Origin of the sequence: Paenibacillus sp. FSL R7-0179 (assembly GCF_038002265.1) — a bacterium.
GTDB lineage: Bacteria > Bacillota > Bacilli > Paenibacillales > Paenibacillaceae > Paenibacillus_AQ.
In genome coordinates, this window is sequence record NZ_JBBOCC010000002.1 from 1,090,857 (window position 1) to 1,117,703 (window position 26,847).

A 26,847-nucleotide genomic window follows, 5' to 3' on the forward strand; every position below is an offset into this window, starting at 1 on the left:
CAGCTTGCCTGGCTACAATCGGAGGAAGATGCTAAGCAGCATACTGCTTTTACCTGCTCCGACCGCTCACAGAGTAACCTTTCTGCCGCCACTGGAGTACGCCAGCAGGCAAATAAGTGCCAGGCTGCACTTATTTCCAGCTATATGAAGGCTCTGCGGCAAGCAAGTGGAAAAAGTACAACTAAACTTTCCCCACACTCCGCAAAGTAACGATTTTTCCGAATTTAAATGCCGGAAATCCAACTATTTCCTCCCGCGATGCGGATTTGGAAGGAAGAGTTGTACAATTTCCAGCTATTGATGCCGGGCGTAATGCCGGGCGTGATGCCGATCGTAAGGCCGGCCGGGCAAAAGCCGCCGCTATGCAGAATAATCCAACAAAATAAGCAGCAGTGACGATCTGTAAGACTAGCATCACTTCTGCACTTTATAATAGAAGGAGAAGCCGATGAGTAACTTGAAGGTGTATCAATATCCGAAATGCAGCACCTGCCGCAGCGCAGTGAAATGGCTGAAGGAAGCGGGGCACGAGCTGGAGCTGCAGCATATCGCAGAGCAGCCGCCAACCGTGGAGGAGCTGCGTGTGCTGGTGAAGCACAGCGGCCTGTCGCTGAAGAAGTTTTTTAATACGAGTGGTGAGGTCTACCGGGAGCTTGGCCTGAAGGATACCCTTGCAGATTTAAGCGAAGACGAGCAGCTTGCGCTGCTGTCCGCACATGGGATGCTGATTAAGCGTCCGGTAGTCACTGACGGCAAGAAGGTTACCGTAGGCTACAAGGAAGACCAGTACGCCGCAGCTTGGAGCAACGCCTAAATGAAGGAATACAAGGAGAGGTTACACATGAGCACAGCAACAGAAATCAAGGGCCGGGTCATGATTGTCGATGGAATGGCTCTGCTGTTCCGCGCTTTTTATGCTACCTCTTATGGTGGATATATCCGCAAGACCCGCGCCGGGCTGCCGACGAATGCGGTGTATGGATTTTTGCAGTATTTTTTCGACGCGGTGAGTACGTTTGAGCCTTCGCATGTGGTCTGCTGCTGGGATATGGGCAAGGGCACGTTCCGCTCGGAGAAGTACGAAGGCTACAAATCGAACCGGATTGACGCTCCGCTGGAGCTGATCCCGCAGTTCGACCTCGTGAAGGAGGTTGTGGCGGAGCTGGGCGTGCCAAATATCGGGCTGGCCGGGTATGAGGCAGATGACTGCATCGGTACACTGGCTTCGTGCTACAGCGGGGAGTCGGAGGTCTATATTCTGACCGGGGATCATGACATGCTCCAACTGGTGAATGACAGCGTCAAGGTCGTGATTATGAAAAAAGGCCGCTCCAACTATAAAGTGTATGATCCGGCTGAGCTTTTGGCAGAACGTGGCCTCACTCCTGCGCAGGTGATTGACCTGAAGGGCTTCATGGGCGACACCAGCGATAATTATCCCGGGGTGAAGGGCATAGGCGAGAAGACGGCCACCAAGCTGCTGACGGAATACGGCACGGTGGAAGGGGTCATCGAGAACCTGCATCTGCTGCCCAAGGGCGTACGCGCCAAGATTGAAGCGGATCTCGACATGCTGCATCTCTCACGGGAACTGGCGGAGATCCGCTGTGATGTGCCGGTGGTATGCGAGCTGGCCGAATGTCTCTGGGAGCTGCAGCGGGATAACGCCGCACGCAAGTTCAATGAGCTGGAGTTCGGCAGCCTGATGCATCTGATCGGCGGAATCGCCGAGGAGCGGGATGACCGGGGAATCGTGCAGATTGAGCTGGGGGATCTGGGCTGAGGCCGGAATAGACAGTAAAACAAACAAGACAGTAGATGCTCACCTATCGTGAATGTGTACTGTCTTGTTTGCGTGTGAAGAGATAGACCGCATTGTCCTCAGAGGGCGGCACTAGCAGGCGGGATAATTCCTCATTCAGCTCCATGCTGAAATGCTTAGCCTTATCATACGCATCGAAATCACCGGTGATCGCCGGGTCTCTTGTGCCGATTACAATGTACAACTCTACAGAATCTGTATTAAAAACATGCTTCTCATACGGGTTGCCGGGCACCGGCCAAGAACAAAGTACAACCTTTGGAGCATATTTGCTCAAGGCGGCTTTGGCATCGGCTTTTTCCACAAAATCGGGGTAGGTGATATAATGCGCCCAGCTATAATCATCGGTTGCCCGGCAGGCTGTGCCGTTATCGTTAAGGAATCTCGTCAAGGTACCGTCACCTGCTCCAATCTCCAGGCACGCCTTATCTCCGATCAGAGCGGACAAGCGCTTGATTAACGAACGGGAGTAGAAGCAATAGATTCCTTGTTTATTGACCAGCGGCATCAGCACTTTGGGGCGGATAATCAGCTTCCAGCATACCCGGAACAGAGGGAGCGATACGGGCTTGCGGACAAGCTTGTCCTTGAACAGGAGCTTCTGCAGAATATAACCGTCCCAGAGATTGAACCGGACAGGCCCGGAGGCTGATTCGGCGGATACCGCGAGTTGCAGCTGTTCGATCAGATAAATGGCGAAGCGGGCTTTAATTATATTAGGAAGAAAAGCGTTAATGGTCGTTTGATTAAAGCCGCTTTTGACAATTTTACTCTTCGCTATTTTGGCGCTGCTTGTATAGCTGGCGAGCAAATGTTGGATCAGATTGGCGCGTTGACGGCCCGATAGGGCATTGATCTCAAGCAGCACCTCTTCTTTGTACTCCGGATATTCTGACAAAAGCGTGCGGGTATCGGTCTCATTCCTCAGAATTTGCTCAGCGGCCGTCCTGCTGAAGGTTAGCGCTCTCGGGTCCCGGCTCAAATGACAATACCCTCGCAGTGATCCACCTCATGCTGGATAACCTGCGCCGTAAATCCGGTAAAGCTATCCCGGTGCTTTTTAAAATTATAATCGAGGTATTCTACCTCAATGTAGTCGTATCGTTTCGCCGGGCGTACGCCTTCAAGCGACAGGCAGCCTTCCTCCGTGTCATAAGGACGGGCACGCTTAACGATCACCGGATTGATCATCGAAATGGTCAATTGCTGCTCCACGCGGATGGCAATGATACGTTTGTTGACGCCAATCATGTCCGCAGCCATGCCGACGCACCGGTCGGAGTTGGCGTTCAGGGTCTCCACAAGATCCATTAACACGGGCAGATCCTTCTCCGTGGCCGGAGCAGATTTCTGGCTAAGCAGCGATATATCTTTACTGATAGGTCTAATCATCATACTCTCCAATTGTGCTGTATTTGTGTGTCCATAATATCATTTTTGACGGGGAAGTGGAATGCGGGAATGCTAGAGGGGGTGCTTAAGATAAAGATTGACGAACCGGAGGAAGCTTGATTATAATGTTAATATAATTGTTAAATGATTAACAAATATATTAACTTAAAGAGGAGCGTTAACTTCCCATGGCAGAACGCATTGTACTGAACACCGACATCCGCAAAGGTAAGATTGACCGCAACATCTACGGACATTTCGCTGAGCATCTTGGACGCTGTATCTATGAAGGCATCTGGGTGGGCGAAGATTCCCCTATTCCGAACACCAAGGGTATCCGCAACGACGTAGTGGAAGCGCTTAAGGAAATGAAAATTCCGGTATTGCGCTGGCCGGGCGGCTGCTTCGCCGATGAATACCACTGGAAGGACGGCATCGGCCCGAGCGAAGAGCGCAAACGGATGATCAACACACACTGGGGCGGCGCGGTAGAGAACAACCATTTCGGTACGCATGAATTCATGCTGCTCTGCGAGATGCTGGGCTGCGAGCCTTACATCAACGGTAACGTAGGCAGCGGAACGGTTCAAGAGATGTCCGAGTGGGTGGAATATCTGACCTTCAACGGAGTCTCGCCAATGGCTGAGCTGCGTCAGAAGAACGGCCAGGAAGATGCCTGGAGCGTCAAGTATTTCGGCGTGGGCAACGAGAACTGGGGCTGCGGCGGTAACATGCGTCCTGAATTCTATGCTGACCTGTACCGCCAATATCAGACGTATGTACGTAACTATGGAGACAACAAGATCCACCGGATCGCCTGCGGGGCGAATGCGGATGACTATAACTGGACAGAAGTACTGATGCGTGAAGCTACCCGCTTCATGGATTCGATAACCCTGCATTACTACACCCTGCCTACTTCGGACTGGAATCATAAGGGCGCGGCTACAGGCTTTGAGACTAACGAATACTTTACGACTTTGAAGAAGGCCCTGTTCATGGATGAGCTGGTTACCCGCCATATTGCTATCATGGACAAATACGATCCTGAGAAAAGAGTCGGCCTTATCGTTGACGAATGGGGCACCTGGTATGATGTTGAGCCGGGTACGAACCCTGGCTTCCTCTACCAGCAGAACACGATCCGCGATGCGCTGGTGGCCGGCTTGACGCTGAATATTTTCCACAAGCACAGTGATCGTGTACGGATGGCGAACATTGCCCAGACTGTGAACGTGCTGCAGGCTGTTATTCTGACCGAAGGCGAGAAAATGCTCCTGACCCCGACCTACCATGTATTCAACATGTACAAGGTGCATCAGGATGCAGAATTGCTGGAGCTGACTGTGGACAGCCCGGTATACAGCTATGAGGGAGTGGACATTCCTGAAGTATCGGCTTCCGCTTCTGTAACCGCAGATGGCGTGATCCATGTCAGCCTGTGCAACCTGAACCATGCGGCATCCGCAACCCTGCCATTGGAGCTGCGCGGACTGGCTGGTCAAGCATTCGTAAGCGGTACTACTCTGGCTGGTGCTTCCATCGATGCTCATAATACTTTTGAGCAGCCGGAAGCTGTAACACCGCAGGCATTCAGCGCCTTCAAGCTTGAAGGGGATACGCTGACTGTAGAACTGCCTCCGATGTCGGTAACCGTTCTGGAAATTACGCCGAAGGCGTAAGGAACGCAGGATGACAACGACTTCAACCTGCAAGGGATGCCGGGAGGAGTACAAGGTGACGGAAGCGCAGATTGCCCGCATTCTGGCCTCCTCCATGTTCAATCCCGGCAATTCAGCTTCCGACGAGGTCTATGCCGAGCGGCTGGCGATCTGCGGGACCTGCCCGAAGCTGCAGGATGGCGTGACCTGCACCGCCTGTGGCTGCATCATTCCTGTCGTGGCCCGGCTGAAGGCCCGCAGCTGTCCGCTGCCGGGCGGCGGAAAGTGGCAGCCGGTGGTGGAATGACGGCTCATACCTGACGCTTAACGGCAAGGACCGGCTAAATAGATAGGCTAGAAGCCGCTCTTGCCATATGAGGCGGATCGATCAACGAAAGCTCCTCGAACCTGCACAATGTGCGGTTGGAGGGGCTTTTTTGCGTTGTGGAGGTGAGAGGAAAGGGGGGGAGAAGGAAATGTGAGAGGGATAAATCCCTCTAATGCGGCGGGAAGTGGGCTGGGTGAGGAAATGAGAGGGATAAATCCCTCTAATGCGGCAGAAAGTTGGCTGGATGAGGAAATGAGAGGGATAAATCCCTCTAATGCGGCGGGAAGTGGACTGGGTGAGGAAATGAGAGGGATAAATCCCTCTAATGCGGCGGGAAGTGGACTGGGTGAGGAAATGAGAGGGATAAATCCCTCTAATGCGGCGGGAAGTGGACTGGGTGAGGAAATGAGAGGGATAAATCCCTCTAATGCGGCGGGAAGTGGACTGGGTGAGGAAATGAGAGGGATAAATCCCTCTAATGCGGCGGGAAATGGACTGGGTGAGGAAATGAGAGGGATAAATCCCTCTAATGCGGCGGGAAGTGGGCTGGGTGAGGAAATGAGAGGGATAAATCCCTCTAATGCGGCGGGAAGTGGGCTGGGTGAGGAAATGAGAGGGATAAATCCCTCTGATGCGGCGCGGGAAGTGGACTGGGTGAGGAAATGAGAGGGATAAATCCCTCTAATGGGGTGGAAAGTGTGCTGGAGGAGGAAATGAGAGGGATAAATCCCATAGGTGGGGGAGAAGTTAGCTGGTTGGCTAATGGGTGGTACACTAATGCACCTGAATCAGCCGAAAGTGGGCGATGAGCGGAAATGAGGAGTATTGGCTCCAAAAGTAGCTGAAACAAAAACCAACCTAATTAGTCTAACTAATCAATCTCCCCTACCTACCTACCTACCTACCTACCTACCTACCTACCTACCTACCTACCTACCTACCTACCTACCTACCTACCTACCTACCTACCTACCTACCTACCTACCTACCTACCTACCTACCTACCTACCTACCTACCTACCTACCTACCTTCTAAACACCCTAAGCAAGCCTTTATATAGAACCCGGCAAATCTGCCACACCATCCGTATAAAACAGCTCAAACACCAGGTCCTCATTGTAATTACCGAAGCCTTTTCCGAACAGGGTGAGACCGCCGATGTGCTCGGCATCCTCCTCGACAGAGAGCCGGAAGGTCCATTGTTTGTTGCGGATGCCAACCTGATCGAGGGTGACCTCCGACAGCTTTTGCCCGTCCATGTAGGTACCCGTCTGCGTAATCCGCAGCTGCTTGAGCAGGCCGTATTGATTGGTGAGTGCGGGCCACCAGGCCGGAGTGTATTTTCCCGGATTATCTCCGTAGTCACCGGGGCTGGTCCAGAAGCCGAGCGATTGTCCGTTCAGCGTGAAGGTAATATCCGACGGCCAGTTGTTGTTGATCGACGGGGCCTCCGAGGCAATCTCCATCGTGATGGCAAGCTCCTCCGGCTGCTGGCTGGACAGCAGGAAATTCGGGATTTTATACTCAACGAACCCCTTGCCGAACCAGAGAATCCCGGCATTCACCCGCTCCTGGTCCCAGAAATAACGGGGATCGTCAAAGTGCCCGATGACCCTCTCCGTCGTAGACAGTCCGCAGGTAGGCTCAATCTGGAAGTCGGAATAATGCCCCACCGGGATATCCTTGCGGTATCCCCTGCGCGGAGTCCGGGCCTGCCTTGGAAAAATAATCTCTGCCCCGTCGGCAGCCAGTGTACAGATCTTCTGCAGTCCGCTTTTGCCTGGAGCCATGTGGCTGCGGATCAGCCCGGCAGCTTCGAGCTTGCGCACATGCATGGTCATAATTGCACTGCTGAGCTTGAGGGCTGCAGCCAGCTCCTTCACGTTCATGGGCTTATCGGACAGCAGCCGCAGCATATGCAGGCGCACGGTACTGGACAAGGCCTCGTACACGGGCAGGGATTGTTCGGTTAGATCGAGTTTCATCGGATGCCTCCACGTTCAGATTGTATAGTTAATAATTATATTACTCAAATAAAATTTCTACAAGCCAAGTTTGTCCGCAGGACAGCTTTTCCAATTTATATCACAGACACGCTGAGCCGGGTCCGTTATGATGTGAGATGAATTAGCGGTGAAACAAGGTGCTCTTGCCGGATGCGGCAAGAGATAACAGGGAATCGGGTGCAAATCCCGAGCGGTCCCGCCACTGTATGGAAGAGCTGCACTTCATGAGGTCACTCGGGAAGCCCCGGGGAAGACGAAGCCTGCGGCGTTTGCATTCCAAGCCAGGAGACCTACCTTGTCTACGCACACCACGACTCTACGCGGATAGGAGCGGTGTACGGATAGGTTAATGAGAAGAGGCGTTCTGCCCTGATGGACCGGAGGAATCTTGAGTGTAGAGAGGATCACCGGTTTATAGCTGCTGGATACAAGGATTCGTCCCATAGTGATGGTACGATGAGAAGCGCCTTGTATCGTTTGGCAGCGGCTGCGCGTTCTATCGAACTTGCCTGCGTACATACACTCCCACCCTTTAGGGTGGGTTTTTTAGTTTTATTATTTTTAACGGAAATCAACAAACATGGAGGGTGACAAATGAAAAAACACAGAGGGTGGAGCTTTGCGGCTCTGGTTGCCGGATTTACGGTGTATTTTATGCTGAATGAACCGGGTACGGCCCGCGCGATGCACATTATGGAAGGGTTCCTGCCGGTTGGCTGGGCGGTGTTCTGGTGGGCGGCGTTTATCCCGTTCTTTGTGCTGGGAATCTTCAAGCTGAGAGCCATGACCCGGGAGAATCCGGAGCTGAAGCTGCTGCTGGGTCTGGCCGGTGCGTTTACCTTCGTTCTGTCTGCGCTCAAAATGCCTTCCGTGACCGGAAGCAGCTCCCACCCTACCGGAACCGGACTTGGTGCGGTAATGCTGGGACCGATGCCCATGAGCGTGATCGGCTCGATTGTGCTGCTGTTTCAGGCGCTGCTGCTGGCGCACGGCGGGATCACTACGCTTGGAGCCAATGCGTTCTCGATGGCGGTGGCGGGTCCTTTTGCCGGATATGCAGTGTATAAGCTGATGATGAATATGCCGGACCGCGAAAAGCTGGCCCTATTCTGTGCGGCTGCGGCGGCTGATCTGAGTACGTATGTAGTGACTTCCGTTCAACTGGCGGTGGCTTTTCCGGCGGCGGATGGCGGTGTAATGGCTTCTTTTCTTAAATTCGGGGGAATCTTTGCCGTGACGCAAATCCCGCTGGCCATCAGTGAAGGGCTGTTGACGGTACTGCTGTGGAACTGGCTGAAATCGTATAGCCCGAATGAATTGTCGCTGCTGAAACGCAAGGTGAACGGAGGAAGAGCCTAATGAGCAATAAATGGAAAAATGGATTGATGCTGCTGGTCGTTATTCTGCTTGTCATTCTGCCGCTGCTGCTGGTTAACGGGGAATTCGGCGGGGCCGATGATGCGGCTGAAGGTGCGATTACTGAGATTAATCCTGACTATGAGCCGTGGTTCAAGCCGCTGACTGAGCTCCCGGGGGAGACGGAGAGTATGCTGTTTGCATTGCAGGCAGCGATTGGTGCCGGTGTGATCGGCTATACCCTGGGGCTGCTCAAGGGCAAGCAAGGCGGGACGAAGCAGCATAGCAGCAAGTGATCCGGCGGATTGATGTTCTCTCTTACAATAATGCTCTGCGCCAGTTATCCCCGATGTGGAAAAGCTCGTTCGCAGCCCTGATGTTCCTGCTCTCTTACACCGTACATCCGGTACTGCAGGCTGCAATCACCCTATGGATGATGTACTGGTGTGTATTACAGGCCCGTATTCCCTTCCGTGCTTATGGCATGCTGCTCGGCACAGCGCTGCTGTTCTACGCGCTTAGCGTACCGGCGCTGCTCGTGGAATTCGGGCATCCGGCAGCGGGAGAGGCAGGAATATTCCCGCTTCCTGGACTGAACCTGCCGGTATATGTTACAGCGGCCGGGCTTCAGCGGGCCGGAGAGCTGCTGGCCAGAATCTCTGCCTGCATGAGCTGTTTCTTTTTCCTGATGTTCACTACTCCGTTCAGTGAGCTGCTGCAGGTGCTGCGCAGGCTGCGGATGCCGCAGATTGTTCTGGAGCTGATGCTGATTATGTACCGCTTCTTATTCCTGCTGAGTGATGCAGCGCATGGCCTGCTGCTGGCCCGCAGGCTGCGCGGAGGCCGGCGGGGCTACATGGCCAGACTTCGGGAGACTGCGGCTATGGCAGGAGCGCTGTTCGGCAACACGATGCACCGTTATTACGGATTGTCGCAGGGGCTGCTGGCCCGCGGATTCACAGACGAGATTATTCTCCCGCCTTATACGGCGCGTCCTGTGCCGCGGCGGTATACAATCCAGGCTTATGCCGGTATTGCTGTGCTGCTGCTGACTGAAGCGTACTTTATCACTAACACATGAAAGGAGCCGGCCATGGATCAGGAATATAGCTTGGCTTGTGACGGAGTGGTGTTCCATTACCCGGATACGAAGGAGCCTGCGCTGCATGAACTTACGTTCTCCATCCCCGCAGGCAGCAAGACGGCGGTACTCGGTCATAACGGTTCGGGCAAATCGACGCTGTTCCTGCATGCCGTCGGCATCCTGCGCCCGCAGCAGGGTACGGTTCTGCAAGGAGGGAAGGCATTATCCTACTCCAAAAAAGAGCTGGCCGCTCTGCGGCGGAGAGTGGGCCTGGTTTTCCAGGACCCTGAGCAGCAGCTGATCCTCAGCACACCGCTGGAGGATGTATCGTTCGGGCTGCGCGGCAGCGGCATGGCTGAACCGGCTATTGCCGCGCGCTGCCGGGAGGTCATGGAGCTGCTGAATCTGACCGGTCTGGGCGATAAACCGATTCACCAGCTAAGCCTGGGCCAAAAAAAACGCACGGCACTCGCCGGTGTGCTGGCTATGGAGCCGGAGCTGATTCTGCTGGATGAGCCGACCTCGTATCTGGACCCGTTATCGGAAACGCAGATGCTGAAGGGTCTTGAAGCTATACATGATAAAGGAACAACCGTAGTTATGGCTACGCATGATATGGACCTGGCCTACCGTTGGGCGGACTGGATTATTGTGCTGGAGCATGGAAGATGCCGGGCGGCGGGGACGCCGGAGGAGATTTTTGCGGGACGGGAGGAGCTATTGTCCATTGGTCTGGGATTGCCGCTGCTGGCTGATTTATGGTTCAGCCTGCCAGCCGGCCTGACCGCAGGGCAGAGTGCTCCCCGCACCGCCGGCGAATTCAAAGTGAAGCTACATAAGCTGCTTGCGCTTGAAATATAAAAATCTATATGTTTCACATGATGAACGGGGGAAGAGGAATGAACAAACAAGGGAAACTGCTGATTATCGGCTTCGGCCCCGGAGCGCTGGAGCATATTACCGGCCGCGCACTGGCTGCGCTGGATGAGAGCGAGGCGGTCATCGGCTATACCACTTATGTAGATCTGATCCGGCCGCTGCTGCGGCATCAGGAGATTGTCGGCACGGGGATGACCGAGGAGGTCAGCCGGGCCCAGGAGGCCGTCCGCAGAGCAGAAGCGGGTCAGAACATTGCGGTAATCTCCAGCGGCGATGCCGGTGTCTACGGAATGGCCGGTCTGGTCTACGAGGTGCTGATCGAACGCGGCTGGAGCCGCTCAGAGGGGGTGCAGGTGGAGGTGATCCCGGGAATCTCGGCGATCCAGTCCTGTTCCTCACTGCTTGGGGCGCCGATTATGCATGACTCCTGCACGATCAGTCTGAGCGATCATCTTACGCCCTGGGAGAGCATTGCTGCGCGTGTGGAAGCGGCGGGGGCGGCGGATTTCGTCATTGCGTTCTATAATCCGCGCAGCGGCAGACGGACGCGCCAGATTGAAGAAGCGCGCACCATTCTGCTGCGTTACCGTGATCCGGCTACACCGGTAGGCATTGTCAAAAGCGCCTACCGTGACCGCCAGCAGACAGTCGTAACCACACTGCAGGATATGCTGGAGCATGAGATCGGCATGCTCTCAACCGTGGTGGTCGGCAACTCTGCTACCATTGTCTATGAGGACCTTATGATTACGCCGCGCGGATATGAGCGCAAGTACAGTCTCGGGGCACAGACGCAGACGCTGAAGCCGCACGAGCGGCTGCGTACAGCCGCAGAGCCGTGGTCGCTGGCTGCGGCGGAGTCCGGGCAGGCAGAGGGGGCCGCTTGCGCCGGAGCGGCAAAAACTGTCGATGCAGGGAGAGAAGCTGCTGTTGCGGGAAGCGAGGCAGAGCCTGGACAGCGGGAAGCAGCAGATTCTGTCCGGATAGAACGGGCGGTAGCCTGTAGTGAAGCAGGATCAGGGCGGGCGGAAGAGGCGGCTGAGCAGAGCCTGGCTGCTGCTCCGCAGATGGAGCGTCTGCGGAGCTTGTCCGATCACCTGACGGCATCCACCGATTCATCCTTCGAGCTGGAGATTGCTCCCGCAGCCGGCAGCCGCAGCTTCAGCGGCGATCAGATGAAGCTGTTGGCTGAGCTGGCAGGCAGCGAGGGGCAACTGGTCTATACGAAGGACGGGTATTTCCTGCTGCGCGGCAGCCGGAGCGAAGGAACAGAGGCAGGAGCAAGGCTGCTGGAGGCCGGACTGAATGTAAGCACGCCTGGAGATTACGTGAAGGTGAAAACCTGCGGATTCTGTGAGCTGCGCAGAAGCGGAGCGTTAAGTGCTGCTGTTCATCTCCACACCCTGCTGCATGGGATGGCTGTGCCCAGAGAGCTGCACATCAGCGTAGCCGGCTGCGGGATGGCTTGCAGCTCCGCTGTGCTGGATGACATCGGGCTGGTAATGTCGCGCGGCAGCTATGAGCTGTATCTCGGCGGCAAGAAGTCCGGGCGGGGCGCCCATGCAGGGATTTTGGTGCGTGAAGGGATGGACGAAGAGCAAGCGGTAGCCGCTGTAGCTGCGGCAGTTGAGGAATATAGGATTAATGGCCGGGAGCAGGAGCGGTATCATGCGTTCCGGGAACGGATGGACAGTGCATCAGGAAGCGCAGCCCATACTTCCGACAACAATAACAACATAGAAGGAGTACAGACGATGAGAACGGTATTACTGGTGGGACACGGGAGCCGGGTTCAAGCGGGCAATGAGGAGCTGCTGGAATTCACCCGCCTGCTCGCGGCCCGTAAGCCGGAGCTGAAGGTCGAGACCTGCTTCATCGAGCTGGCGTCGCCTTCCATCGCTGGCGGCATTGCCAGATGTATTGAGGGCGGTGCAGCAGAGATATACGTTGTGCCGATTATTTTGTTCGCGGCGGGACATTCCAAGCTCGATATTCCCATGGCCATTGACGAGGCCAAGCAGAGATATCCCGGGGTGAAGTTTATCTACGGACGCCCGCTGGGGGTGCAGGACCGTGCCGTCGATATTCTGCTGGAGCGGATTCAGGAAGCAGAACGCCTTCCGGTGGCGCAGGAGAAGGCGGCTGGCGGAATGGACCTGGAGCTGCGCGGGAACGCTGCATCTACGATAGAGGATAAGGACACCATCGTGCTGCTGATGGGACGCGGGGGCAGTGACCCGGATGCTAACAGCGATCTGTACAAGATAAGCCGGCTGCTCTGGGAGAGAACAGGCTACCGCAGCGTGGAAAGCTGCTTCATTGCCATCGCCAAGCCGTCGCTGCCGGACGGGCTTGAGCGCTGCCTGGCGCTGGGTGCGCGCAGAATTATCGTTCTCCCGTACCTGCTGTTCACCGGAGTGCTAATGCAGCAGTTTGCCGAGAGGGTCGCGCAATTCGCAGCTGAGCATCCCGAACTTGAAGTGCAGATCGGCGGCACACTGGGCGCACATCCGCTGCTGGCGGATATGCTGACAGAGCGGATTGAAGAGACGCTGGAAGGCCATGCCTTCAGCAACTGCGATAACTGCAAATACCGTGATGCAGCTTCTTTGCATCACCACCATCACCATCATGGTGAAGAGGGGCATGGGGAGCATGGGCATGGGCATCACGGGCATGGGCATCACAGTCATGAGGGGCATGGACACGGGCATCACGGGCATCGGGAACATGGGCACGTGCATGAGCACCGCCATGGGAACCATGAGCATGGTCACCATGAGTGTGCGCATCAAGGACATGATGAACATGGGCACACGCATGAGCATCAGCATCACTGCCAAGGGCAGCATGTTCACCACGAGTGCGCGCATCACGGGCATGAGGAACATACGCATGGGAGGCATGGGCAGCATGGGCAGCATGATGTAACGGAGGCGGCGAATCCGGCAGACGGCTTGGCGCTTCGGCAGCCGCGATGATCTTCATGCTATGCGGCACCAGCGACGCCCGCGAGCTGGCACAGAGTCTTACGCGCCAAGGCCTGCCGCTGCAGGCCAGCGTAGTGACGCCCAGCGGGGCAGAACGCCTTACAGCCGCAGGCATCCGCACCAGCATCGGCAGACTGGACCGCGCGGCAATGATCTCTTTGCTGCAAGCGGGCGGGTACCGTGCCGTGGTGGACGGCAGCCATCCATTTGCGCTGGAGGCTCATGCCAATGCGATGGAAGCTGCTGCTGCGCTGGGACTGCCTTACTTCCGCTACGAGCGGCAGAGTCTTATCTATAACAGCCATCCCCGGCTGTTGCTTGTGCATTCCTATGAGGAGGCTGCGCGCAAGGCTAAGGAGCTGAAGGGCTCTGTGATGCTGACTACCGGAGGCAAAACGCTGGAGATTTTTGCGGAGAAGCTGCTGGGAGATCCGGACATCCGTCTGACCGTAAGGCTGCTGCCTTGTCTGGAGAATCTGGAGAAGTGCCAAGCCCTTGGGATTGAGCAGCGGAACATTATTGCGCTTCAGGGCCCTTTTAGCAGAGAACTGAATGAGGCCTTATACAGGCAGTATGGCACCCGGGTGATGATTACCAAGGAGAGCGGAGCCGAAGGCTCGGTGGATGAGAAACTGCATGCTGCGCTGGACATGGGGTTATATGTGATTCTGATTATGCGGCCGGGGCTGCCCTACGGGGATGGCGCAACGGTGTTTGATTCTTTTGACGAGATTACAGCTGCTGTGAAGAATGCGCTGCTGATGACGAGGGAAGAGGGATGAATGTGGATTTCGGGACAGAGTTCAAGCCGGTGACCGTACAGCCGCAGGAGATAGAGGGTTTAAGCTTTCAGATGATTACGGAGGAGCTGGGTGAGCATTCGTTCAGTAGCCTGGAGTACCCGATTGTGCAGCGGATTATTCATGCTTCGGCTGATTTTGAGCTGGGACGCAGTCTTGTGTTTCATCCCGGGGCGATTGAGGCGGGGATTCACGCTATTCTGCAGGGCAAGCCGATTATAGCGGATGTGCGGATGGTGGAGGCAGGCATTGCCAAGGAACGGATTCAACGGTACGGCGGCGAGGTCCGGGTACATATTTCAGATCCTGATGTGGTGGATGAGGCGAAGGCGCTGGGAACCACAAGGGCAATCATCGCAACGCGCAAGGCCTGCGCCCAGGCACCGGGAGGAATCTATGTCATCGGCAACGCGCCGACTGCCCTGCTGGAGCTCATCCGTCTGGTAAAAGCAGGCGAAGCCCAGCCCGGCCTTGTTATCGGCATGCCCGTTGGCTTCGTCTCGGCGGCGGAATCCAAGGATGAGCTGCGCAAGCTGGATATTCCCTACATCACCAATATCGGCCGCAAAGGCGGCAGTACGATCGTGGTCGCCGCAGTGAATGCCCTAAGTCTTCTGGCCGTCCGCCGGGCGGCGGGTGAGCTGGGTTAGCGGATTAGAGAATCACGTAGCTGAAGTGCAGGACTGGTGAGTTGTCTTACTCAGATAAGGTGTAAGCGGTAAGTGAGGGTATGCTTAATCGCACTCTGTACAACTAAAAGCTCTGATTTAGGATCAAATATTTCTTTAGTTGTAAAACGTGCAATTAAACTATTCTATAATGAGTGTACTGCCTTATTTGGGCAGATATAGTTGTACAGATTGCAGTTAGATGAGGAAAACCTCCCTTTTTACGGATTTTAGATGTACGGAATACAACTATCTCAAATTATTAATTCTTTAGTTCTAATTGTATTCTGTGCAACAGAATTCGTGATTTTATAGTTGAAATCCGGTTCTGTTGTAGTTCATACACTTGATTTCTGGATAAAGTCTCCACAACCTCTCCCTTACCAAATTCTAATGTACAAAATGCAGCAGACTCACGGTTTTGGCGGATATGGGGTTCAACTGATGTACAAAGTGCAATGGAGCCAGAAAGACTAGAAAAATTTGTATGTAAATCTCCTGATTTGCTTAGAAGCAGCAGTATAATCAGGTTATATAGAGAGTAAGACAGGTTACCTGCCCAGGGCAAACGCTCAGAGGATAGGCTTCAGTTATGTGCAGATTGTTCAGTTTGGGAGGATGTATTCTTAGACCATCAGCAAAGAGGGATTGCCATGACCAAGGAAATACCCGGTCAAGCCGTCAGGCAGAACCGGCGCCAAGAAAGCAGAGCAGGGGCGGGGAAAGCAGAGCAGGTAGAGGACGCAGCCGATACTGAATACGATCAGGCAGCTGAGCGGTTGGAGCCAGTAGGCGGCCCCGAATCCACTGAGGCAGCTGAGCGGCTGGAGCAAGCAAGCAGACCCGAGATCGGGCAGATGGCTGTGCAGATACAGCAGGCTACCGAACCCGGATTGCCCGGATTCGCACAGGCAACTGAAGTGTTCGCACATGCACCGGGCCCCGGATTGCCCATTCCCAAATCGGCAGAGGCAACGCCAACTCCCCCGCTGCGCAGAGGCTACACGACAGGGGCTTGTGCCGCAGCGGCAGCCGCAGGTGCGGCAACCCTGCTCCTTACAGGGGAGCGACTGCCTGCGGTAGAGATCGATCTGCCAGCCGGATTCCGGCATACCTTTGAGCTGACCGGCTGGCAGCGTACAGGATCACACTCGGCAAGCTGTGCCACGGTCAAGGATGCCGGAGACGACCCGGATGCGACACATCTGGCGCGGATCGAGGCGGCGGTGAGCTGGCGGGATCAGCCGGGCGTGGAGATTGACGGGGGCCACGGTGTCGGCCGGGTAACAAAGCCGGGCCTGCCAGTTGGCGTGGGAGAGGCGGCAATTAATCCTGTGCCCCGGAGGATGATTCAGGAGGCGGTAACCGCCGTGCTGGACGAGCATGGTGCAGCGCGGGGGGTGAGGGTAGTCATCAGCGTGCCGGAAGGCGAGAGCATTGCGCTTAAGACGCTGAATCCCCGGCTGGGTATTCTGGGCGGCATTTCGATCCTGGGCACGCGTGGGGTGGTGACGCCGTTCTCCACCGAAGCCTATAAAGCGAGCGTGGTTCAGGCCATCTCGGTGGCGGCTGCGGCGGGGAACCGGCAGGTTGTGCTCACTACAGGCGGCAGCAGCGAGAAATACGCCATCGCGATGTTCGCGGAGCTTCCGGAGGAAGCTTTTATCCAGATGGGGGAATATGTAGGCTTCTCGCTGGAGCATGCCAAGAGTTACGGGATTCGGAAGGTTACCTTCGTCGGAATGGCCGGCAAATTCTCTAAGGTGGCTCAGGGGGCCATGCTGATTCACTCCAAGAACGCGCCCGTCGATTTCGGATTCCTGGCCTCCGTAGCAAGCCGTGCGGGAGCGTCTCCGGAGCAGGTGCGGGAGATTGCCGCCGCCAATACAGCCTCACAGGTCGTGGATATGATGACTGAGGCGGGGAATCACATTTTTTTTGAGCAGCTGTGCAGGCATGCCTGTGAACAGAGCCTGGCGCATATGAACGGAGGCATGATTGTAGAAATGGTGCTTATTACAATGAAGGGCCGGGTGCTGGGAAGGGCGGAGATTCATGGATAACCTGATTTATGTAATCGGGATCGGTGAGGATGGCGCCGGCGGCCTGACACCGGATAGCTTAAGTATTGTGAACAACAGTGAGGTGCTGCTGGGCGGCGAGCGGCAATTGAATTTTTTCGGCCGGTATAGAGGGGAGAAAATCGTGCTGCAAGGCGGGCTGAAGCCTTTTACAGACAAGCTGGAGGAGCTGTGGCGCGAGCGGCGGACGGTGGTGCTGGCCTCGGGGGACCCGTTCTTTTTTGGGATTGCCGGGTATCTCGTCCGCAGGTTCGGGCCGGAGCATGTGGAGGTAATCCCCCATTACAGCAGCGTGCAGCTTGCGTTTGCGAGGCTGGGAGACAGCTGGCAGGATGCGGAGCTGATCAGTCTGCACGGGCGTCCCATTCAGGGACTGGCCCAGCGGATCGACGGCAAGCACAAAATCGCCCTGCTGACAGACGGGAACAACACCCCTGCGGTCATTGCTGCTTATTTGCAGGAGTTTGGGATGACGGAATATGAGGCGTTTATCTGTGAGCGGCTTGGCGGGGCGGAGGAAGTCTGCCGGTTCTGGACGCTGGAGGAGATGGTGAAGAGGGAGTTCGCACCGCTTAATGTCGTGATTCTGCGCCATAAGCAGGAGGTTTCTGCTCCTGTACGGCGCGGATTCGCTTACCCGGACGAGGCGTTCCGGCAGCGTAAGCCGGAGAAAGGCCTGATTACGAAGCGCGAGGTCCGCGCTCTGGTGCTGTCGGAGCTGAACCTGTCCGAGGATGCAGTCGTGTGGGATATCGGCTCCGGCTCGGGTGCGGTGGCTGCGGAATGTGCGCGGATTGCCAGACTCGGGAAGGTCTACGCACTGGAGAAAAGTGCCGAGAACCTGCCGAACATGGCAGCGAACCGTCTCAAGTTTCGGGCGGATTTCCAGATCATACAGGAGAAGGCACCGCTTGGCTTAGCGGCTCTGCCTGACCCGGATGCCGTCTTCATCGGCGGCAGCGGCGGGGAATTAGCGGACATTATTGCGCACAGCGCCGCCAGACTGCGGCCGGAGGGGCGGATTGTGGTTGGGGCGATTACGGTAGAGACGCTGCATGGCAGCATGGAGGCGCTTAAAGCCGCCGGACTGGCCTGTGAGGTCACGATGCTTCAGGCATCGCGCGGCAAGCCGATTCTCGGCATGACCCGGTTCGAAGGAATGAATCCCGTCTATGTGGTCAGCGGCCGGAGGCTTCATTAATCATCAGACAATAACGAAGGAGGAACCCGCAATGAAGACCGATGTAACTGAGCCGCGTGGGCAGGCTGCGGACGGACAGGAAATATCCTCAGGAGAAGCGGCCGGGACGCTGTGGACCGAAGCAGCGATGCAGGCGGCCAGTGCGTTATTTGACCCGCTGGATAGTGAAGAGCTGGAGCTGGAGGAAAGACTGACTCCCCGGGCTATCGGAACGTTATACGGCGTAGGCGTCGGCCCCGGCGACCCGGAGCTGATCACGCTTAAGGCTTGCCGTCTGCTGCGGGAATGTCCGGTGATTGCTTATCCGGCTACCAAGAAGGGCGGCAATTCCTACGCCTACGAAATCATCGAGCTGCATGTAGACCCGCAGGACAAAATCATGCTCGGACTGGTCTTTCCGATGACCAAGGACCCGGAGCTGCTGGCTGGCGGCTGGACCCGCACGGTAGAGCTGTGCTGGGCAGAGCTGAGACAGGGGCGGGATGTGGCTTTTGTGACTGAAGGCGATCCTAATCTCTTCAGCACGTTCATCCATCTGTCCCGGCTGATGCAGGAGCTGCATCCCGGTGTGCCGGTCGTCTCGGTTCCGGGAATTTCCTCCGTGCTGGGCGCGGCGGCTGCGCTGGAGCAGCCCCTGGCAGACGGCAATCAGCGGGTGGGGATCATCCCGGCAACGGACGACAGGGAGGCGCTTCGGGAAGCGCTGCTGCATCATGATACGGTGGTGTTCCTTAAGGTGGCCAAGGTGCTGGATCTGGTGCTGGAGGTGGTGGATGAGCTGGGCTTGTCCGGCCGCGCCTCGGTAGTAACTAAGGTCACCTCCCCCTATGAGACCGTCTGGCGTGATGCACGGGACCTGCGGGGCAAGGAAGTCGAGTACCTGAGTCTGATGGTGGTGAGCAAATGACGAAGCTTGTGCCAAAGGTATACATTGTAGGTGCCGGACCTGGCGACCCTGAGCTTATTACGGTAAAAGGCAGCCGGATTCTGCGCTCGGCAGATCTGGTGCTCTATGCGGATTCGCTGGTCAGCGAGGAGCTGATCCGCAGCGCTAAGCCCGGTGCTCAGGTGCTTCAGAGCTCGGGCATGGATCTGGAGCAGCAGGTGGAGCTGATGACGCTTGCCGTGCAGTCCGGTAAAAGCGTAGCCCGCGTCCACACCGGCGACCCCGCCATGTACGGTGCGATTCTGGAGCAAATGTCGCTGCTGAAGCTCTGCGGCGTCGCTTGCGAGATTGTGCCGGGCGTCAGCTCGGTTTTTGCCTCTGCGGCGGCGGTTGGCGCAGAGCTGACCGTGCCGGATCTGACGCAGACGGTCATTCTGACCCGTGCGGAAGGGCGCACGCCCGTACCGGAACGTGAGCAGCTGCGCAAGCTGGCGGAGCATCACTGCACGGTGGCGCTGTTTCTAAGTGCGTCACTGGCCGGTCATGTGAGCCGTGAATTCCTGGCCGCAGGCTGGAGCCCGGAGACCCCGGTGGCTGTCGTGAAGCGGGCCACCTGGCCGGATCAGCAGATTTTGCGGACAACGGTTGAGAAGCTGGAAGGAGACCTGCGTGATGCAGGCATCACTATGCATGCCATGATCCTGGCCGGCTGGGCGCTGGACCCCGGGCTGACGGACCGAGATCAGCACCGCTCCAAGCTGTACGACAAGAATTTTACCCATGGCTGCCGGGAAGGGATTGGCTCCGGTGAGTAAGCGGTATGCGGCTGTTGCGATTACACGCAGCGGGATAGAGCTGGCTGTGAAGCTTGGTGCGCAGCTTGGCGGGACTGAGGTCTTTGTCTATGGTAAGTATAGCGGCGGGCTGGAGACGCGGAGCGGAGAGATCACTGTTTTTGACGGACCGGTCAGAGAGTTGCTTCCTGAGCTCTTCGGGAGCTATGAGGCGGTCATTCTGTTCTTCTCGCTGGGGGCGGCTGTCCGGCTGAGCGCTCCGCTGCTGCGGGATAAAAGAACCGACCCTGCTGTCATCGTCATCGATGAGCGCGGGGAGCATGTCATCAGCATGCTCTCCGGCCATCTCGGCGGAGCGAACAGGCTGACACTGGAGATTGCGGGGCTGCTGGGGAGCCATCCGGTGATCACCACAGCTTCGGATGTGCAGGGCACCTTCGCTGTCGATCTGCTGGGCCGGGAGTACGGCTGGCACGCTGACAGCTTCACCCCCATGAAGGGGGTTAGTGCTGCACTCGTTAACGGGGAGCCGGTGGCTTTTGTACAGGAGAGCGGGGAACGTGACTGGCTGCCGCCGGGTGCTGAGGTGCCGGAGCATGTCTCTATGTTCGTAAGCAGGGCGGAGCTTCGGCATAGCGGACGCAGCTTCAGCGCAGCGATTGTGGTAAGCGACCGGCTTGAGGAGGAACCGGGGGAGGGCGTACCGGCAAGTCCTGCTCTGGCCGAATACACTGTAGTGTATCGCCCGCGCAGTCTGGTGCTTGGACTCGGCTGCAACCGCGGGACGTCTGCGGAAGAGCTGGAAGCCGTGATCCTGCACATGCTGAATGAGCTTCATCTGTCGCTCCATAGTGTGCGGAATGTGGCGACAGCCGGAATCAAGGGGGATGAAGCCGGGCTGCTGGCCTTGTGCGCCAAATACAGCTGGGAGCTGGTTCTGTACACCCCGGAGCAGCTAAATACAGTTAAGCTGGACCATCCTTCTGAGGTGGTATTCAGGGCAACGGGGGCTTACGGTGTCTGTGAACCTGCTGCGCTGCTGTCTTCAGGTGCGCATTCGCTCCTGCTGCCTAAGCACAAGAGCGGCAATGTGACCATCGCTATAGCCCGGGTTGTCTATCCCGGAGAGAAGGAGGGGAGCGGCGGTGAATGAGCCGATGATTACAGCCGGATATGAACAAGAGCCTGGATCAGCCCCCCGGGAGCGGCAGACGCGTCCCCGTCTGGTTATCGCAGGCACAGGCAGCGGCTCGGGCAAAACCACAGTCACGCTGGGGCTGATGCGCGCTTTTGCCCGGCGGGGCCTCAAGGTCCAGGGCTTCAAATGCGGCCCTGACTACATCGATCCCGCCTATCACACTGCGGTCACAGGCCGTCCCTCACGCAACTTGGACTCCTGGATGACTTCAAGTGATTATCTGCAGGAGTACTTCCTGCAGGCTTCGGCAGAGGCCGACTTGTCCGTCATTGAGGGTGTCATGGGCCTGTATGACGGCAAGGAGGATACGGCACTGACCGGATCAACGGCGGAGATCGCCATCCTGACCGCCAGCCCTGTGCTGCTGGTGGTCGATGTCCGCAGCATGGGCCGCAGTGCTGCGGCGATTGTGCTGGGCTTCCGTCAGCTGGAGCCGCAGGTGCGGATTGCCGCCGTTCTGGTGAACCGCTGCGGCAGCGAGGCTCACTACCGGTTAGTTAAGGCTGCTATTGAAGCGGCCTGCGGGATTCCCGTGATCGGCTGGCTCTCCCGCGACAGCGGGCTGGACATCCCGGAGCGGCATCTGGGCTTGCTGCCCGCTGTGGAGCGCGGGGAGCTTGCGCCCTTGTTCGAGCGTGCCGCCGACATGCTGGAGCAAGGCACGGATCTGGAGCGGCTGCTGGAGCTTGCTGCGGCCGCTCCGGCTCTGAGGGCGCTGCCTGCGGCGGCGGAGCCAGAAGCTTTGCCTGCCTGCGATCAGAAGCCGGAACAGCAAGTTCGCCCGCTTACATATGAGGCTGAACTTTGTAAATCAGCTGCGCCGGCGATACATAAGACACAGATTGGCCGGGCGGAGCCAGGTCCGGTTATTGCCGTAGCCCGGGACGCAGCGTTCAACTTCTACTACGCAGATAATCTGGAGCTGCTCGCACGTGAAGGTGCTGAGCTGGTTTACTTCAGCCCGCTCAGCGGTGAAGGCATCCCGCCGGAAGCGGGCGGCATCTATATCGGCGGCGGCTTCCCGGAGGAATTCGCCGCGGTGATTGCCGCGAATCAGCCGTTCCTCGGCGGACTGAGGTCTGCCGCAGCCGCCGGAATGCCGCTGTATGCGGAGTGCGGCGGCTACATGGTGCTGGCCCGCAGTCTGACCGACCGCAACGGCACGGTGCATAAGATGGCCGGAATCGTTCCGGCACACACCGTGATGCAGGAGCGCCGGGCGGCCCTCGGCTACCGTGAAGTTACGGCACTGCGCGATTGTCTGCTGCTGAAGCAGGGCGAGCGCCTGCGCGGCCATGAATTTCATTACTCCATCATGAGCTATCCTGAGGGGGAAGCCCGGACCTATGCCTATGAGAGTAAGGGCAGAGGGGGCAGCCAACCGGAAGGCTACATCAGCGGCAGCATTATGGCTGCTTATGCGCATATCCATCTGGCTTCCCATCTCCCGGCAGCAGCCCGGCTTGTAGCGGCCTGCCGTGCTTATCGTGACCGCAAACAAGTTGTGAAGCAGCATGATTCCGATTCCTGCAACCAATAAGTGGAATAACGTACCTTGTTTTCCCGATTATCAAGCGATGTCCGGCAACAAGTGGAAAAACAACATCAATTCATGTTACTTTTAGCTGCTTGGGCTAAAATGGGCAACATTAAGTGTTGTTTTTCCAACTGCTGTTATCGCATCGGCCATTTGTTCATTAGCAAGTGTAGAAAATCCAACTATCTTCGTTCCCGTTCAAGTCCAGCCTAAGTCTCATCCGCAAATCACTTCTGACTACTATATGTCAACCGCTTGTCATACGTATAAGGGCCACGTATAATAGGACAAGAGAACGCTTTAATCACCGCGCCGGGCCGGTTATTGAAGCAACAGCATATGGATGCATCAGGAGAAGGGGGAACACTGCAGTGAAATTGTTGGGAGCGATTGAAGCAGGAGGAACTAAGTTTGTATGCGGTATCGGGAATGAGGACGGGACGATTATCGACCGGGTGAGCTTTCCGACTGCCACTCCTCAGGAGACTATGAGCCAGGTAATGGAATATTTTAGCGGAAAAGCTGTGGAGGCTATCGGCATCGGTTCATTCGGACCGATTGATCCCGTTATCGGCAGCCCCACCTATGGATATATTACAACCACACCCAAGCCCCATTGGGGCGGGTATAATCTGGTGGGAGCCGTGGAGGAGCAATTCCACGTTCCGATCGGCTTTGATACAGATGTAAACGGCGCGGCGCTGGGCGAATACAGCTGGGGGGCGGCGCAAGGTTTGGATAGCTGCCTCTACATCACTGTGGGCACCGGGATCGGTGCCGGTGCCGTGGTAGGCGGGAAGCTCGTTCACGGGCTGTCCCATCCTGAGATGGGCCATATTCTGGTCCGTCGTCATCCTGAGGACCACTACGAAGGCTTCTGCCCTTATCACGGCGATTGCCTGGAGGGTCTGGCAGCAGGTCCGGCTATCGGCAAGCGCTGGGGTAAGCCTGCGGGCGAGCTGCCGGCGGATCATCCGGCATGGGCGATGGAGGCTCACTATCTGGCTCATGCACTGATGAACTATGTGCTGATCCTCTCGCCGCAGAAGATCGTAATGGGCGGCGGTGTGATGAAGCAGAGCCAGCTCTTCCCGCTGATCCATGCCAAGCTGCAGGAGCTGCTCGGCGGATATGTGCAGCATCCCGCGCTCAATCAAGAGATTGGCAGCTATATTGTGCCTCCGCAGCTTGGAGATAATGCCGGTTTGTCGGGTGCACTGGGTCTGGCCAAGCTGGCTTTGGACCGCAATTAGGATCTGCTGACAAAAAGGCATTGACTGTTACGTAATATATGGTATTCTAGGTTTTAACAGTATAGCATTTAAGAGGAAGCACCTCTTTCACGAATTTCGTGGGAGAGGTGCTTTTTTGCGTTCAAAGATAAGAATTTATATGCTTCGCGCTAAAATTATCCTTATCTTTCTCGCTGAAACGGTACCGCCCTTTTAAAGGACGGCAATGCCGTTTCCACTTGAAATATGTCATGCGTACTGTAAAACGACGAAAGTAGGGATTGATATGCAGATCGTATTTATGAACCGTTTGTGCAGAAGATCAGGTATGGACGGGGAGGTGTTTGCCCAGCTGTGGATTGGAGAGGAAGATGGGCAGTGGCGTCTGGGCTGGCGTGATTTCTCCGGCGAACAGGAGACGGGCGACAGCCTGTGGTATGAAGGCGGATCATGGAATGAGATGCTGTGTGTATACCGTCACGAGCTTGCCGTGAAGATGGGGGATGGCTACCGCCCGCTGATTGACGGGGTATTTCATGACGAGGATAACCTCAGCAGCCGCAGCCAGGAGCAGCTTAAGCTGCAGTATTACAGTGAACAATACGGCAATGAAGCCATCTTCGAGGAGCTGTGCTCCTGGCGTAGAGGGAAGGCCTCAGGCGAACGGAAGGCGCCTTACATCCTGGCCAGTAACCGTCTGCTGCGCATGATCAGCGCATTTCTTCCCCGCACGGAGGAGGAACTGCTGCAGCTTCCGGGTGTAGGTGAAGGCAAAGCCTCACAGTATGGAGCAGACTGGCTCAGTATCACCGCAGCGGCTGAGCGTGAGCATGATTTTCCCCTAGGCTGGGTGAATCATGCCATAGACGAAGAGAGCTTCGTATCCTGGCAATATAAGCAGAAGGAGCTTAAGTACAAGAAGCAGCTGGAGCGGCTGAGACTGCGGCGTGTTCTGTTACAGGGGATCGAAGAGGGGCAGGGGATGGAGCAGCTCAGAGTGCTTAGCGGCGTTTCACGCCGGGAAGTGCTTGAAGTTGTAGAGGAGCTGGAGAAGGATGGCTACTCGGCCGAGAAGCTCATTACCCTGGAGCTGAGCGGGGTGAGCCCCGAAGAACAGAACAGTATTTGGACAGCCTTTGAACTGATCGGCGACAACTTCCTGAAGCCTGTCCTTTACAAAGCTTACGGTGAATCTTTCGTTCCTGCTGAAGGACTCGATCTGTATTACGAACGCCTGCGGCTGATCCGCATCCGTTTCCGGCGTGAACATCCGGCGGCGTTAAGGATGGTCACCCCTCAATAATTATGGAGACTGACGGCCTGCAGCGGCCCCAATCTGCGGTTCTGAAGAGCGGAATTCCTGATCGCCGCAGACGCATTACATACGGGTGACATACCAAAAAGACGAGGGCTCCCCGGGTCCCGGGATAACCGGGTATACGGTGCCTTCGTCCTTCGTATTCGTCCGCCCTGCTTCATAACCATTCCTTCTTACGGAAGATAATGAGCATTCCGCAGCCTAGCGTCACCATCACGGCAATGACGCCATAGTAGCCGTACTCGGTGTGGATCTCCGGGATATTGTCAAAGTTCATGCCGTAGATTCCGGTAATCACGGTCAGCGGCATGAATATGGTGGTAATTGCCGTAAATACACGCATGATTTCATTGGCGCGGTTCGCAATACTTGATTGATAAGCTTCGCGCAAGTTGCCCATGAGATCGCGGTATGTTTCGAAGGTTTCAGAGATCTTGACCGCATTCTCATAGATATCGCTGAAATACTTCTGCAGTTGATCGTCGATCAGGCGGAGATCCTTTTTGTTAAGCGTGTTGATAACTTCCTTCTGCGGGCCGAGCATCTTCTTCAGCCAGAGAATCTCACTGCGTAGCCCTATGATCTCGCTCAGATGCGATTTCTTGGTATGCATAAGGATATCTTCCTCCAGCTTCTCAATCCGCGCTTCAATCCGGTCACCGACCGAGAAGAAGTTGTCGACAACGAGGTCGATCAGCAGATACAGGAAGCGGTCAGGCGTACTGACCTCCTGCTCCCACAGAACGGGCTTCAGGACACGCAGCTCATGGATCTTCTGCTTCGTAACGGTAATAATATAATGTCTGCCAAGGAATACGTTGAGCGCACGGAGGAAAATCTCCTCATCATCGAACCGGATGCTGTTCACCACGATGAAATAATGACTCTCATAAATCTCCAGCTTCGGACGCTGATCCTCTTCACTCAGACAGTCTTCCACAGCCAGATCATGCAGGCCGTATACAGGCTGAAGCTCAACAAGGTCCTCCACATCCGCATCAATCCAGTAGAACCCCTCGGCAGGGGCGGTTAAAGTTTCTTCAATATTGTCAATAGGCGTAAAAACCCCTGCATTCACCAGCCGGATTTTCATCTGATTCACTCCTTATGTCCCTGGTCTTCTCCAGGGGTATGCTAATTTCAGCACACGGAAAAAATCAGCTTGGCCGGTGGTACAATCATGGATGAAGGCCAAAAGACGGTCCGAGAGCATGAAGAAAAAGGGCTCCCGCCGCCGGCAAGCTGATGTTAATCCTGTGTGGTTGTTCATTCTGCACGCATATTCGCGAGCCCGGGTCGCCTTCCATTGTTCTCTCACCTCTTCTTTTCGCCGTTTATTTTGAAATATAAAAATTTATAGGTTTCACACCATAACTAATTTTTATATTTCTCGCTGAAACGGTGCCGTCCTTTAAAAGGACAGCAAAGCCGTTTCCACTTGGTTAAAACACTTGTCTAGTATAACGCCGGGATATGGGTCTTACAAGAGAAATTGTTTTCTGTCATAAGGCCCCTTCAGCATTGTATGGACTTGACGAAAAGGAGGTTCATGATTTAAAGTGAAATTTAAGAAAAAGCATCTTTCGGATGCTTAAGGCTATTCAACTGAATAC

At 56.0% G+C, this 26,847-nt stretch carries 23 protein-coding genes, 2 pseudogenes and 1 riboswitch; of the genes and pseudogenes, 21 read left to right on the plus strand and 4 right to left on the minus strand.

Annotated elements, in window-relative coordinates; all coding sequences use genetic code 11:
- The first annotated feature begins 448 nt into the window (after positions 1-448).
- Positions 449-814 carry an arsenate reductase family protein gene (locus MKX63_RS21250; RefSeq protein ID WP_341019853.1) on the plus strand — a complete coding sequence of 122 codons (366 nt, stop codon included), beginning with the start codon at positions 449-451 and terminating at the stop codon, positions 812-814.
- 27 nt (positions 815-841) lie between these two features.
- Positions 842-1,783, plus strand: coding sequence for a 5'-3' exonuclease (locus tag MKX63_RS21255; protein ID WP_341019854.1), 942 nt, complete (start codon positions 842-844; stop codon positions 1,781-1,783).
- 43 nt (positions 1,784-1,826) lie between these two features.
- On the opposite strand, the gene MKX63_RS21260 is transcribed toward MKX63_RS21255, so the two are convergent.
- A complete protein-coding gene (locus MKX63_RS21260; protein ID WP_341019857.1) occupies positions 1,827-2,804 on the minus strand; it encodes a hypothetical protein in 978 nt (325 codons plus the stop codon).
- Positions 2,801-3,214 (minus strand): peptide deformylase, encoded by a 414-nt coding sequence (locus MKX63_RS21265; RefSeq protein ID WP_341019859.1) that lies wholly within the window; start codon positions 3,212-3,214, stop codon positions 2,801-2,803. Before MKX63_RS21265 ends, MKX63_RS21260 begins: the two co-directional genes overlap by 4 nt.
- Positions 3,215-3,402: 188 nt before the next feature.
- Here MKX63_RS21265 and MKX63_RS21270 point away from each other — a divergent pair, with 188 nt between their 5' ends.
- The 3 genes from MKX63_RS21270 (at position 3,403) to MKX63_RS21280 (ending at position 5,869) form a co-directional block, all read left to right on the plus strand.
- Positions 3,403-4,896 (plus strand): alpha-N-arabinofuranosidase, encoded by a 1,494-nt coding sequence (locus tag MKX63_RS21270; RefSeq protein WP_341019861.1) that lies wholly within the window; start codon positions 3,403-3,405, stop codon positions 4,894-4,896.
- Positions 4,897-4,906: 10 nt separating this feature from the next.
- On the plus strand, positions 4,907-5,182 hold the full coding sequence (locus MKX63_RS21275) for a DUF6171 family protein (protein ID WP_341019863.1): 276 nt from the start codon (positions 4,907-4,909) through the stop codon (positions 5,180-5,182).
- A gap of 171 nt (positions 5,183-5,353) precedes the next feature.
- Positions 5,354-5,869: a hypothetical protein gene (locus MKX63_RS21280; RefSeq protein WP_341019865.1), complete on the plus strand. Its 516-nt coding sequence runs from the start codon at positions 5,354-5,356 to the stop codon at positions 5,867-5,869.
- Positions 5,870-6,256: 387 nt separating this feature from the next.
- On the opposite strand, the gene MKX63_RS21285 is transcribed toward MKX63_RS21280, so the two are convergent.
- Positions 6,257-7,189 carry an ArsR/SmtB family transcription factor gene (locus MKX63_RS21285; protein ID WP_341019867.1) on the minus strand — a complete coding sequence of 311 codons (933 nt, stop codon included), beginning with the start codon at positions 7,187-7,189 and terminating at the stop codon, positions 6,257-6,259.
- 139 nt (positions 7,190-7,328) lie between these two features.
- Positions 7,329-7,522: riboswitch (cobalamin riboswitch) on the plus strand.
- Positions 7,523-7,804: 282 nt separating this feature from the next.
- Between MKX63_RS21285 and MKX63_RS21290 the strand changes: the two genes are divergently transcribed.
- The 16 genes and pseudogenes from MKX63_RS21290 (at position 7,805) to MKX63_RS21360 (ending at position 25,219) form a co-directional block, all read left to right on the plus strand.
- Positions 7,805-8,569, plus strand: coding sequence for an energy-coupling factor ABC transporter permease (locus MKX63_RS21290; RefSeq protein ID WP_341019868.1), 765 nt, complete (start codon positions 7,805-7,807; stop codon positions 8,567-8,569).
- A complete protein-coding gene (locus tag MKX63_RS21295) occupies positions 8,569-8,862 on the plus strand; it encodes an energy-coupling factor ABC transporter substrate-binding protein (protein ID WP_341019870.1) in 294 nt (97 codons plus the stop codon). Before MKX63_RS21290 ends, MKX63_RS21295 begins: the two co-directional genes overlap by 1 nt.
- Complete coding sequence (cbiQ, locus tag MKX63_RS21300; RefSeq protein WP_341019871.1) at positions 8,859-9,647, plus strand: cobalt ECF transporter T component CbiQ; 789 nt, start codon at positions 8,859-8,861, stop codon at positions 9,645-9,647. The genes MKX63_RS21295 and cbiQ overlap by 4 nt, the downstream gene beginning before the upstream one ends.
- A gap of 12 nt (positions 9,648-9,659) precedes the next feature.
- Positions 9,660-10,511, plus strand: a complete 852-nt coding sequence (locus MKX63_RS21305; RefSeq protein ID WP_341019873.1) for an energy-coupling factor ABC transporter ATP-binding protein — start codon at positions 9,660-9,662, stop codon at positions 10,509-10,511.
- A gap of 38 nt (positions 10,512-10,549) precedes the next feature.
- A pseudogene (gene cobJ / locus MKX63_RS32595) lies at positions 10,550-12,232 on the plus strand (precorrin-3B C(17)-methyltransferase); the annotation flags it as partial.
- An 87-nt stretch (positions 12,233-12,319) separates the two neighbouring features.
- Positions 12,320-13,510: pseudogene (locus tag MKX63_RS32600) on the plus strand (sirohydrochlorin chelatase); the annotation flags it as partial.
- Positions 13,507-14,301 carry a precorrin-6A reductase gene (gene cobK, locus MKX63_RS21315; RefSeq protein WP_341019876.1) on the plus strand — a complete coding sequence of 265 codons (795 nt, stop codon included), beginning with the start codon at positions 13,507-13,509 and terminating at the stop codon, positions 14,299-14,301. The pseudogene MKX63_RS32600 and the gene cobK, both read left to right, overlap by 4 nt.
- A gap of 2 nt (positions 14,302-14,303) precedes the next feature.
- Entirely contained in the window at positions 14,304-14,969 is a 666-nt protein-coding gene (locus MKX63_RS21320) for a precorrin-8X methylmutase (RefSeq protein ID WP_341019878.1), read from the plus strand.
- A gap of 875 nt (positions 14,970-15,844) precedes the next feature.
- Entirely contained in the window at positions 15,845-17,050 is a 1,206-nt protein-coding gene (locus MKX63_RS21325) for a cobalt-precorrin-5B (C(1))-methyltransferase (RefSeq protein WP_445323562.1), read from the plus strand.
- Positions 17,043-18,269: a precorrin-6y C5,15-methyltransferase (decarboxylating) subunit CbiE gene (cbiE, locus tag MKX63_RS21330; protein ID WP_341019879.1), complete on the plus strand. Its 1,227-nt coding sequence runs from the start codon at positions 17,043-17,045 to the stop codon at positions 18,267-18,269. The genes MKX63_RS21325 and cbiE overlap by 8 nt, the downstream gene beginning before the upstream one ends.
- A 31-nt stretch (positions 18,270-18,300) precedes the next feature.
- Positions 18,301-19,176, plus strand: a complete 876-nt coding sequence (gene cobI / locus MKX63_RS21335; protein WP_341019881.1) for a precorrin-2 C(20)-methyltransferase — start codon at positions 18,301-18,303, stop codon at positions 19,174-19,176.
- Positions 19,173-19,970, plus strand: coding sequence for a precorrin-4 C(11)-methyltransferase (cobM, locus tag MKX63_RS21340; protein WP_341019882.1), 798 nt, complete (start codon positions 19,173-19,175; stop codon positions 19,968-19,970). Before cobI ends, cobM begins: the two co-directional genes overlap by 4 nt.
- Positions 19,963-21,102 (plus strand): cobalt-precorrin 5A hydrolase, encoded by a 1,140-nt coding sequence (locus tag MKX63_RS21345; protein ID WP_341019883.1) that lies wholly within the window; start codon positions 19,963-19,965, stop codon positions 21,100-21,102. Before cobM ends, MKX63_RS21345 begins: the two co-directional genes overlap by 8 nt.
- Before the next feature lie 4 nt (positions 21,103-21,106).
- Positions 21,107-22,687 carry a cobyrinate a,c-diamide synthase gene (locus MKX63_RS21350; protein WP_341023176.1) on the plus strand — a complete coding sequence of 527 codons (1,581 nt, stop codon included), beginning with the start codon at positions 21,107-21,109 and terminating at the stop codon, positions 22,685-22,687.
- Between the two features lie 368 nt (positions 22,688-23,055).
- Positions 23,056-23,937 carry an ROK family protein gene (locus MKX63_RS21355; protein WP_341019884.1) on the plus strand — a complete coding sequence of 294 codons (882 nt, stop codon included), beginning with the start codon at positions 23,056-23,058 and terminating at the stop codon, positions 23,935-23,937.
- 265 nt (positions 23,938-24,202) lie between these two features.
- Complete coding sequence (locus MKX63_RS21360) at positions 24,203-25,219, plus strand: HRDC domain-containing protein (RefSeq protein WP_341019886.1); 1,017 nt, start codon at positions 24,203-24,205, stop codon at positions 25,217-25,219.
- Between the two features lie 172 nt (positions 25,220-25,391).
- Here MKX63_RS21360 and corA read toward each other — a convergent pair whose 3' ends face one another.
- On the minus strand, positions 25,392-26,327 hold the full coding sequence (corA, locus tag MKX63_RS21365) for a magnesium/cobalt transporter CorA (protein WP_341023178.1): 936 nt from the start codon (positions 26,325-26,327) through the stop codon (positions 25,392-25,394).
- Positions 26,328-26,847: the final 520 nt, after the last annotated feature.

What these genes read in the sequence shown, in the direction of transcription:
- MKX63_RS21250 (WP_341019853.1), top strand. Translation starts at nt 449, where the DNA reads ATGAGTAACTTGAAGGTGTATCAATATCCGAAATGCAGCACCTGCCGC.
- MKX63_RS21255 (WP_341019854.1), top strand. Translation starts at nt 842, where the DNA reads ATGAGCACAGCAACAGAAATCAAGGGCCGGGTCATGATTGTCGATGGA.
- MKX63_RS21265 (WP_341019859.1), bottom strand. Translation starts at nt 3,214, where the DNA reads ATGATTAGACCTATCAGTAAAGATATATCGCTGCTTAGCCAGAAATCT.
- MKX63_RS21270 (WP_341019861.1), top strand. Translation starts at nt 3,403, where the DNA reads ATGGCAGAACGCATTGTACTGAACACCGACATCCGCAAAGGTAAGATT.
- MKX63_RS21275 (WP_341019863.1), top strand. Translation starts at nt 4,907, where the DNA reads ATGACAACGACTTCAACCTGCAAGGGATGCCGGGAGGAGTACAAGGTG.
- MKX63_RS21285 (WP_341019867.1), bottom strand. Translation starts at nt 7,189, where the DNA reads ATGAAACTCGATCTAACCGAACAATCCCTGCCCGTGTACGAGGCCTTG.
- MKX63_RS21290 (WP_341019868.1), top strand. Translation starts at nt 7,805, where the DNA reads ATGAAAAAACACAGAGGGTGGAGCTTTGCGGCTCTGGTTGCCGGATTT.
- MKX63_RS21295 (WP_341019870.1), top strand. Translation starts at nt 8,569, where the DNA reads ATGAGCAATAAATGGAAAAATGGATTGATGCTGCTGGTCGTTATTCTG.
- MKX63_RS21305 (WP_341019873.1), top strand. Translation starts at nt 9,660, where the DNA reads ATGGATCAGGAATATAGCTTGGCTTGTGACGGAGTGGTGTTCCATTAC.
- cobK (WP_341019876.1), top strand. Translation starts at nt 13,507, where the DNA reads ATGATCTTCATGCTATGCGGCACCAGCGACGCCCGCGAGCTGGCACAG.
- MKX63_RS21325 (WP_445323562.1), top strand. Translation starts at nt 15,845, where the DNA reads ATGGCTGTGCAGATACAGCAGGCTACCGAACCCGGATTGCCCGGATTC.
- cbiE (WP_341019879.1), top strand. Translation starts at nt 17,043, where the DNA reads ATGGATAACCTGATTTATGTAATCGGGATCGGTGAGGATGGCGCCGGC.
- cobI (WP_341019881.1), top strand. Translation starts at nt 18,301, where the DNA reads ATGAAGACCGATGTAACTGAGCCGCGTGGGCAGGCTGCGGACGGACAG.
- cobM (WP_341019882.1), top strand. Translation starts at nt 19,173, where the DNA reads ATGACGAAGCTTGTGCCAAAGGTATACATTGTAGGTGCCGGACCTGGC.
- MKX63_RS21350 (WP_341023176.1), top strand. Translation starts at nt 21,107, where the DNA reads ATGATTACAGCCGGATATGAACAAGAGCCTGGATCAGCCCCCCGGGAG.
- MKX63_RS21360 (WP_341019886.1), top strand. Translation starts at nt 24,203, where the DNA reads ATGCAGATCGTATTTATGAACCGTTTGTGCAGAAGATCAGGTATGGAC.
- corA (WP_341023178.1), bottom strand. Translation starts at nt 26,327, where the DNA reads ATGAAAATCCGGCTGGTGAATGCAGGGGTTTTTACGCCTATTGACAAT.